This is a genomic window from Otoolea muris (genome assembly GCF_943193115.1).
Lineage (GTDB): Bacteria > Bacillota > Clostridia > Lachnospirales > Lachnospiraceae > Otoolea > Otoolea muris.
Genome location: NZ_CALPCY010000094.1, coordinates 1 through 9,565, shown reverse-complemented (window position 1 = coordinate 9,565; position 9,565 = coordinate 1). Strand labels below are relative to the sequence as shown.

General features: G+C 41.7%; 5 protein-coding genes and 2 pseudogenes. 5 read left to right on the top strand and 2 right to left on the bottom strand.

What is annotated here, in order from left to right; genetic code table 11:
• The first annotated feature begins 958 nt into the window (after nt 1–958).
• The 3 genes and pseudogenes from NFS31_RS25675 to tnpA form a co-directional block, all read left to right on the top strand.
• Nucleotides 959–1,207 carry a PLC family EF-hand domain-containing protein gene (locus NFS31_RS25675; RefSeq protein ID WP_251501650.1) on the top strand — a complete coding sequence of 83 codons (249 nt, stop codon included), beginning with the start codon at nt 959–961 and terminating at the stop codon, nt 1,205–1,207.
• A gap of 107 nt (nt 1,208–1,314) precedes the next feature.
• A complete protein-coding gene (locus NFS31_RS25670) occupies nt 1,315–1,515 on the top strand; it encodes a hypothetical protein (RefSeq protein ID WP_251501648.1) in 201 nt (66 codons plus the stop codon).
• 277 nt (nt 1,516–1,792) lie between these two features.
• A pseudogene (gene tnpA / locus NFS31_RS25665) lies at nt 1,793–2,211 on the top strand (IS200/IS605 family transposase); the annotation flags it as partial.
• A 356-nt stretch (nt 2,212–2,567) separates the two neighbouring features.
• Here tnpA and NFS31_RS25660 read toward each other — a convergent pair.
• Nucleotides 2,568–4,139, bottom strand: coding sequence for an AAA family ATPase (locus NFS31_RS25660; RefSeq protein ID WP_251501646.1), 1,572 nt, complete (start codon nt 4,137–4,139; stop codon nt 2,568–2,570).
• Nucleotides 4,140–4,341: 202 nt separating this feature from the next.
• Here NFS31_RS25660 and NFS31_RS25655 point away from each other — a divergent pair, with 202 nt between their 5' ends.
• Both NFS31_RS25655 and NFS31_RS25650 read left to right on the top strand, forming a co-directional pair.
• Complete coding sequence (locus tag NFS31_RS25655) at nt 4,342–6,057, top strand: PspC-like choline-binding domain-containing protein (protein WP_251501639.1); 1,716 nt, start codon at nt 4,342–4,344, stop codon at nt 6,055–6,057.
• A 293-nt stretch (nt 6,058–6,350) separates the two neighbouring features.
• A pseudogene (locus NFS31_RS25650) lies at nt 6,351–7,621 on the top strand (IS256 family transposase).
• A gap of 477 nt (nt 7,622–8,098) precedes the next feature.
• Here the strand turns inward: NFS31_RS25650 and NFS31_RS25645 are convergent.
• On the bottom strand, nt 8,099–9,565 hold a 1,467-nt coding region (locus tag NFS31_RS25645; protein WP_251501638.1), incomplete at its 5' end, for a glucan-binding protein.

Here is a 9,565-nt window from a genome sequence, read left to right as displayed (position 1 = left end):
GTTTGTGCCTTTTTTATGGACTAAAGTATTGATTTTTCAAGGTTCAGCACACCAATCGGTGTGGGAAGTTTGAGTTACTATAATAAAAGGAACGCTGTAATTCCTTATTTTTAAAGGAATTACAGCGTTCTTTCTAAAATGTATGATCTACTATAGTAATTTATTCTATCCTGCAAATTAAGAATATGTCTGGTTAAGTTGCCCTGTCAGCAGTCTTGATTATTGGCAGGGCAACTTTTTTATGAGTAAATGAAACTGAACTGTAAAATTCAGCAAGGAGTTAATTCTGAGCATTAAAAACTATGTGTCTGTTGGAAATCATGCTCCTCTAATAAAAATTTGTCACGTAAAGTGTTGTTATTGATTTTCGCTTTATATTATCAATTTTCTGGTTAAAAGGTGTGTAAAATAATCTGTGTAAATCATCACAGATTATTCGACACATCCATTTTTATATAATGCATAATAGATTCGATAATACTGTGATTTGTCTACCAGGGACATTATTTAAGAAATGATCCATGTCATATCGTAACTGGGGCGAGGGGCAGTTTGTGATTGAATTTGGCGACAGGGACAGGATTGCCTGACGCGCAGAAACGTATCCGGCTGTAAATTACAGCAGCAGCGCCCTTTATCCCTTGACTGCCACAATGCCGTCTGTATGGTTCTTATGCATAGGTATTTGGTGCATAACAACCATACAGATGGCAATAACTAAAGCGGGGGATAAAGCAATCAGAAAGGTGACAGAATTCAGGGCAGTAAGGAGCGAAAACGGTTTCTGAAGCGGGAATTAAAGGAATATGAAAAAATAACATCTATAACCGGAGAAGAGCGTAGGGAGCTCCATGCATGGGCAGAAGTATGATATAGTGTACATGAGAATACACGTTGTGCTGTTGGAGACGGGAACAGGCCGATTGATTTTCCTAACATCTACAGAGAGGAAGAAGCATTGCGTAAAGCGACAGCCGGCATGGGGAGTGAAGAAGCAAGAAAATACGTATTGGATTACTATGGATGGACGGAGGAAGACAACGAGAAAGAAGAATACACGGCTGAAATATTAAAAGATCGGGTGCGAGAACTGGAAAGAAAACTATTTTACCTGGAGGAATTCATAGGACAGAAAGGCTTTTGGAGAGAATCGCAGAAATATATTGACCAATATGGTGGCGAACCTATTCCCTTTGAAACCGAATGACGGTAAAAGAAGGGAAGCCAATAAAGAAAGCCGCTTTACCGGCGGCTAACCGTTTATGGGCAGAATAGAAAATGAACACGAAAACCAGCATCAAAGGAAACAATGCTATGACATATCAATCATCCAGAGCGTATGCCTGTGCGGCCTATCGGATCATGGAATACGAAGGACAGGAAATGTCTGAAGAATATTTTAGTATACTGATGGAGATGCTCTATAAATTATATACAGAAAGTGAGATCAAAAAAATCCACCTGGATAACGTCCGGCTGGACTCCTATGAAACCATGCTAATGAAGGAAAAATAAAATGAATAGTATCACCAGGAAATGGCAATACTATTCTATAGAAAGAAATAGAAAATAGCGTCGAAAAATAACGGTAAATGTAAAAAAATGGCACTGGAAATTGATTTAGATAATGTCAGAAAAACATGATTTTACATACCAATTTACGACAATACACAGTTTATTGTCTGTATACTGGGGGTAAAACCCTCGCCTTCCATGCGAAACCTTTAGGTCAACCCCACATCTCAAGGTTTAGAAAAAAGAAATGTAGAGATACTAAACTTGAGGTGAGAAAATGGAAAACTATAGAAAATCAGCCCATTGCACGTATGATATCAAATACCATATCGTATGGATAACAAAATACCGAAAACCGGTGCTGATGGGAAAGATTGCGATAAGGACAAGAGAATTGATACGCAAGATATGCCAGACAAATGATGTGGAGATCCTGGCGGGGCATGTAGGGAAAGACTATATACCATCTGCTGGTGTCCGTGCCGCCCCATCTATCAGCCAGCAGACTGGCACAATATATGAAGGGGAATACATCCCAAAAACTACAGATGGAATATAAAGAATTGAATAAGGAATTTTGTGGGCGTCATCTATGGGCAAGGGGGATACTTTGTAGCCAGTAGTGGAAACGTAACAGATGAGATTATACAAGAATATATCAAAAATCAAGATATAGAAGAACGAAAGAAGAGCGATAACTTCGAGGTCGGACAACTTTGGGCTGCTTCAGCAGCCAGCCCAAACCCACCGGCTTTAGCCGGTGGTGGTTTAGTTTACAGTCTCATTTAGCCGCTTCCGAAGCACTTACCGCTTTATCGCTTTCAGCATATACACCATCGTTTGCATTTACTTTATCGCCATCAACATCTTCACTCTTGGTATTGATCCACTCATAGAGCATCTTGCCATGATTATTGAAGTTTAAAAGTTTTATTATGCCTTGGAGGTGCAGGGCACAGTATTTTTATGCAGGAAAACAGGCCGGAAACAGAGGTTTTTTTTGTGAAAACTCTGTTTTGGGTCTGCTATTCCCAACAGGAAATTGTGCTTTTTTAGTGGCCGCTCTGTTTGCCCGAAAATGAATACTCCTCAATTTTACACTGGTGGTGCTTTTCCTCATCATAGCTGATTCCCACAAGGATAGCCTTTCCATAAGGTTCCGCACGCTGCGGGTAATTTTTTGCCTTTATCTGTCCTATCGCTTCTTCCGGCGATTTCCCCACCTTGAGTTCCAGTATAATTGGCCGGTAACCTGATTCTTTGGGGAGAAACAGATAATCGCAGTAGCCTTTTCCGCTTTTTTCCTCGCGCAGTATGTTATAGAACCTTCTGGCATATAAATAGCACAGGGTAACCACACATGACAAGGAATTTTCATCGTTGTACTTCAGAAATGGGATTTCTGTGTCGTGCACCTGTTCCAGGAGCTGTGCAACACGTTCCCCGTTGCACTGAAGGGTGGCCTCCAGCATATCCCTGGAGCGGTCAACAATTTCTTTCACCTCCCCCATACTGTCGCGTGACAGAACGTGCTGGTATTTTTCCATCAGCTCATGGTTCGGGATCGAAAGTTTGCCCTTATAATATGAGAGGAACCCGTAAACCACCATCGCGGAAAGGATTTCATCGCGGGTATCTAACTGTAATTCCGCAGCACTGTAGCCCTGCAGGTCAACCTCCACAGGGATTCCGGCTACCATCTTTACAATATCTTCCCGCACTTCACCCACATTATGCTCAATACAGTCCGCGATTTCATTCATTGGGCCTGTTTCTGTCCAATAATTTAAGCAGACGCTGCGCTCCAATGCCTTGCTGACAGAGCGCGGGTTGAACAGGCTTTCCCCATCGCTTTTATGATATCCGTCATACCAATTCTTTATTTCCGAAAATGGGATTCCGGGATGTCGTCTACACAGCTCTTTTACTTCTGCTTCACTAAAACCAAAATACTGGTCGAATATATTGTCGTTCATAAAATTAAATTCATCAAACATATTTAATTCGGAGCCGCTGGAATATTTAGCAACGGGAAGAACTCCTGTCATATAAGCCAGTTCCACATATGGCTGATTTTTTAACAGGTTTTTTAAAAACCTCAGATAGTCATCCCGCTCCTTTCTTCCCATAAAATCCTGATAAAATATGGAATCCCATTCGTCCAAAATAAATATGAAGGATTCCCCGGAATCAGATAACAGCCTGCTGAGGCTTTTGTGCTCTTTCTCTGTCAGTGACGGGCAGAGTATAAATATATCATGATACAGGTTTTCCCTGATATAGCCGATGTAGTCTTTATAATTCTCGCAGGTGTCAGGCATTTCACTGAAATCAATATGGATCACATTATGCCGGTTCATATGCTTTTTACAGGAACTACACTGCGCAACCAGGAGTTTATCAAACAACGGCCGGCTGTCAAATCCCTTTGTATAGTAAGCAGCCAGCATGTTCGCATTGACTGTTTTTCCAAAACGCCTTGGGCGCGTGATACAGATATATTTGTCACCGGTTTTAATATAGCCTGACACTTTATCAATCAACAGGCTCTTATCTACATAGATTTTACTGTTCAGGGCTTCCTCAAATAAAATTTGAGGACGGTTTGTATTCAGATAATTCACGGTATACCTCCCCTATGAAACTGAGTCTCCAACGCATCTTTATACTAAAAGTATAGCCGATCTCACGCCAATGTACAATATTTTCCCAAATAAAATGCGCAAATCCGGATCCCCCATATCCGAAGTAGGGTAAGGCCGTTAAAAGTTAAGGAATTTCGGGAAAAAAGAGCAGTTCAAAAGGAAAAAAGGAGAGTGCATTATTATGAGAAAGCAGACAAAATTAGTTGCGGTTCTTTCCGCGGCGGCTTTGCTCGCGATGGGTGCTTCCATGACTTCTTTCGCCGCTGGTTGGGAGAAAGATGACGCTGGGGTTTGGCACTATTATGACCGCGATGACGATATGGTAACCGATGAGTGGAGAAAGGATGGCGGCAAGTGGTTCTATCTCGATGACGATGGCGACATGCTGTATGACTCCTGGGTGGATGATGAGTATTATGTAGGCGATGACGGCGCTATGCTGATCAACCAGTGGAAGAAGACCCTGGCTGATGAGGACGTCAATGATCCGGACGAAGAAGGCGAGCATTGGTATTATTTTGGAAGTAAAGGTAAGAAGACTGTCGATACCTTAAAAAAGATTAATGGTAAAACCTACTACTTTGATGAAGACGGAGAAATGGAATACGGCTGGTATACCAAAAACAATGATGTCTTCTATCTTGGCGATGAGGATGACGGCGCAAGGGTTGAAAATGCCTGGCGCTGGCTGACAAATCCCAGCCAGGAGGATGAGGATCATGATGCGGCCGCAGCGTTCCTTGGCTGTACAGATTCCAGCAGTGACGGCTGTGATGAAGAAGGATGGTACTGGTTCGGCACAGGCGGAAAGATGGCAAAAGACGCCGATAAGAAGAAAGTTAATGGAAAATATTATTATTTCAATAAGCATGGCCAGATGCTGTATGAGTGGATTAATGACCAGAAAGTCAGCGGCGTAGCCCCGGCAACCCCGACCAATGCAAAGCTTGATGGCAGTATCCCCGCAGCGAGCGCCGGTTCCGCATACATTGACAGCATGATTTATACAAACGAAGTAGAGGACGGCTCCAGGGTAGACGGCTGGTATCAGATTGACGGTTCCAAAGATACAGGTAAGGATACCGATACAGACTGGTATTTCTTTAAAGACGGAAGGGCAAAGAAAGCATCAAGGACTGCCACGGATTACAGGGTAAATAATGACGACGGCCCGGTATATGTAGCACGCATCAAAGTAACCAGCCCGAAGGGCGGCAAAGAATATTTTGCATTTAACGAATATGGCCAGATGCAGACCGGATTACAGTATGTTCCGGCTGAAAGAGGATTCTATTACTTTGACAGCAACGGATACCCGGTAACCGGAAAGGTAACCAATGTAGAGTGTGACGACGATACCTATGAGTTCTATTTTAATAAGAACAATGGTGCAAATGCCAAAGGCCTTAACGGCGAAAAGAGCGGTTACCTTTACTTCAATGGTAAGAAATTAGTAGCCGATGATGATTACAGACTCTATTACTACAATGGGGATGTATATCTTGTAAATACGAAGGGCAAAATCCAGAAGACCAACAGGAAATATGATATTGAGAATTCCGGTATTGAGCATGATAAGGTTGATGTGACCTTCAGAAACAATGGTACTGTAAAAGACATTTCCTATGAGAACGGAAGCGGTACCATAACATTGAATGATGCAGATTTAATCTATAACACGTTATTGGAAACAAGCAATGGATCTTCATTTAACTGTGATGCGGAAGGCAAGTATTCCGAGAAATATGTAAATATTCCGTACATCCAGCTTTATGACGATGATGTCTATACTTATGATTTCAGGAATGTAACAGTTAGTAACAACACGCTCAATCTGAACGGTGTATCTGAAAAGTGGTTTGATGTAAATGTTTCTAATACAGGAACATGGAGATAACTGAATTAAATTCAATGTTATAATTGAATAAATAGAGAGTAAGTGAGGATATTTCTGCCTGATTTCGGAAATATCCTCATTTTTATAGTGTATAATATTTATAAACTATTATATACTTATCTTGATGTGGAAAGCAATGGACTTACAGATGCGAAAGGTACCAACGATAAAAACCGAATAGATATTAATCAGGTTCTTCAGGGTAGTGTAAAATAATTTGTGTCTTTGGAAAAAATACCTCTTTTTTGATAAGAATCAAGATATGGCAATTCTGATCAAAAAGGAGGATTTTTATGTCAGCAACAAAACAACAAATACGACAGATTATTGCAGATAACAACCTTAACAGCGTGGCTGATGTTTACAGCCTGCTAAAGGACAGCTTTAATGATATCCTTCAGGAGCTTATGGAGGCGGAGCTGGATGCATCCTTTGGCTACGAAAAAATCAGAAAATGGTGTTCTCACATCCAACAAACGCAACGGATATTTTTCCAAAACATTGAAGAGCCAGTATGGCGAATTCCAGATCAATGTCCCAAGAGACCGTGAAGGAGAATTCGAGCCAAAGCTTATTCCCAAATACCAGAGGGACATCTCCGGCATTGAAGAAAAAGTGATTTCCCTTTATGCAAGAGGTATGAGCACAAGGGATATCCATGACCAGATACAGGAGCTTTACGGGATGGAACTGTCCGCTGAAATGGTCAGTAAGATAACAGACAGAATCCTGCCGGAAATCAAAGAATGGCAGTCACACTCATTAAATGCGGTCTATCCGTTTGTATTCATGGACCGTATCCATTACAAGGTCAGGGAAGACGGACGCATCCTCAGTCGTGCCGCTTACATGGTTCTTGGAATCATAGCAGACGGCTGCAAAGATATCTGGAGTATCACAGTGGGCGCCAACGAGACCGGTAAATTCTGGCTTGGGTTGTTAAATGACCTGAAAAACCGCGGTGTGGAGGATGTGCTGTTCTTCTGCGTGGACGGGCTTGCGGGATTTAAGGAAGCTATAGGGGCAGTATATCCTCAGGCCCAGATACAGCGGTGTGTTATCCATATGCTGCGCAATTCTTTCAAATATGTCAATTACAGTGATTCGGAAGAAGTTTTCTTCTGACTTTAAAGCCGTGTATCATTCTTCAAATGAGTCATCTGCACTGTCTGAACTGGAAAAGATCAAGGAGAACTGGGGAAAGAAATACCCCTATGCGGTCAGTAACTGGGAAAAAAACTGGGAGGATGTCCGTTCCTTCTTCCAGTTTTCCGATGATATCCGGCGCATCATATATACTACAAACATCATAGAAGGACTTAACTGCCAGTACCGGAAAGTAATCAAGACAAAAAGCGTATTCCCAAGCGACAGCTCTTTGGAATAAATGCTGTATCCTGCCAGCGGAAACATAATCAGGAAGTGGACACAGCGTTACCGGAACTGGGATCAGGTGCTTAACCAGATTATTGTTCTTTATAGAGACAGGATCGCCGGTAGCTATAAAAAAGCTGGAACAGCATATCATATCAAGAATGTCCCGGCCTTATTCCATCGGCATTAGCAGTATTGCCAGGAATATCCAGCCTTATTTCGGAGGCCGGGTGGCAGCGCCCACAAAATATTTCCCTTCTGCTGATGCCTGATTGGTTTGCAAAAAATCTGATATATGTGTATAGAAACAGATAAACGGGCAATACTATTATCAGAAAAGAAATCCACTTTGTTCGACAACAAATTTTTACATATCTGATTCCTACCAACAAAGATTTTTCACCTGTAGACACAAGATTTTTTACAGTCTGAAAATTAAATTTATAAAAATACTTGTATAACGACAACCGGGCTAATAGCATACAACAAAATATTGTGAAATAATAATACCGTCCAACAATCTTAATTTGATTATTGGACGGCATTACTATTTGTATTAACGATGTCTCATTTAGTATATGGAAAATACAATATATCAAAAATCCTTATACTGTATCAACCAATATTCTGCTTGGGAAGTTAATAAACTATTCCCCAAATTAATGTTTCACTTATTATTGTGTACTACTACTGGTACAAGATTCTCATCATAAATTAAAATATGCGGTACCCAGATTACCTCTTCTTTTGCCAATTCCATAACAGTCGCCGGAACTGTTAAATCAATGCTGGCTCCGTTCTTTTCTTCAGAAAGACTCTTTACCTTATTGTTTTTGATGTCAACATAAATGTCATCACCAGACACACTGTCTAATGCATACTTCTTTGGAGTTTTCTGGACTTTGCCCTTGCTGTTTACAAGGTAAATCTGATCTCCGCCTAACCAATACAACGCGTAATCGTCATCAGCTTCTACTCTCTTACCGTTCCAGTAAAGGTAACCGTCCTTAATTGCGCTTATACCTCTTCCGTTTCCATTGTTTTTGGTTTCAAAGTAATAAGTATAAGCGTCATCATCTGCTTCTTCAACGTCAGCAACCTTTCCGGTCTTCATATAACCATTATCGTCAAAGTAATAGAAATAGCCGTTGATCAACTGCAAGCCTGTCTGCATCTGTCCTAATTCATTGAAGCAGAAATATTTGCCATCACATTTAATTCTTGCCCTGTATACAAGAGCGCCATCATCTGTAACAACGGCACCATCTACTTTAACCAAATCATTAGAATCAGCCTTTTTAGCTTTACCATCCTTGAAGAAATACCATTCGGTGTCTTCATCAGCTCCTGCATCTTCCGAGCCTGCAATCTCATACCAGCCATCAGTTCTGGAACCATCCTCAACCTGATTTGCATACCGCATATCTTCTACGGTATTGCTGTCAAATTCCTGCAGTGCGTCTGAACCGGATGCCTTTTCTACTTCGCTGCGGCTGGCTGCTATATTTTCACTTCCATCGCTTGTATTGCCATCCTTTGTGTTGATCCACTCATACAACATCTGGCCGTGTGCGTTAAAGAAATAGTGTTTTCCATTAATAGTTTTCTTCTTTTTATTATCACTATATCTTTTTCCGTCAGAGCCAAACCAGTACCAGCCTTCATCATCGCAGCCAATCGTACAGTCATCATCAGACCATTCGTCGTCTTCCGCATCTTCGTCTGTCGGGCGCTCTAACCATAACCACTGGTTCTCAGCTCTCCAGCCTTCGTCCTCTTCACCTAAATAGTAAACATCACCGCTTTCGGTTTCATACCAGCCGTCTCTCATCTCTCCGTCTTCATTGAAGAAATAAGTTTTACCGCCGATCTTCTTCTTATCATTGCTGATTTTCTTACCCTTGCTTCCAAAATAGAACCAATGATCGCCATCCTCGTCCGGATCGTCCACTGCATCTTCAGAAGCGGTCTTCGCCCACTGGTTTACCAGCATCGCGCCGTCAGCGCCGACATAATACTCGTCATCCACCCAGGAATCCGTCAGCATGTCGCCGTCCTCATCCAGATAGAACCACTTAGCGCCGTCTTTCCTCCACTCGCCGGTCACCATCTCATCATCTTTGTCATAATAGTG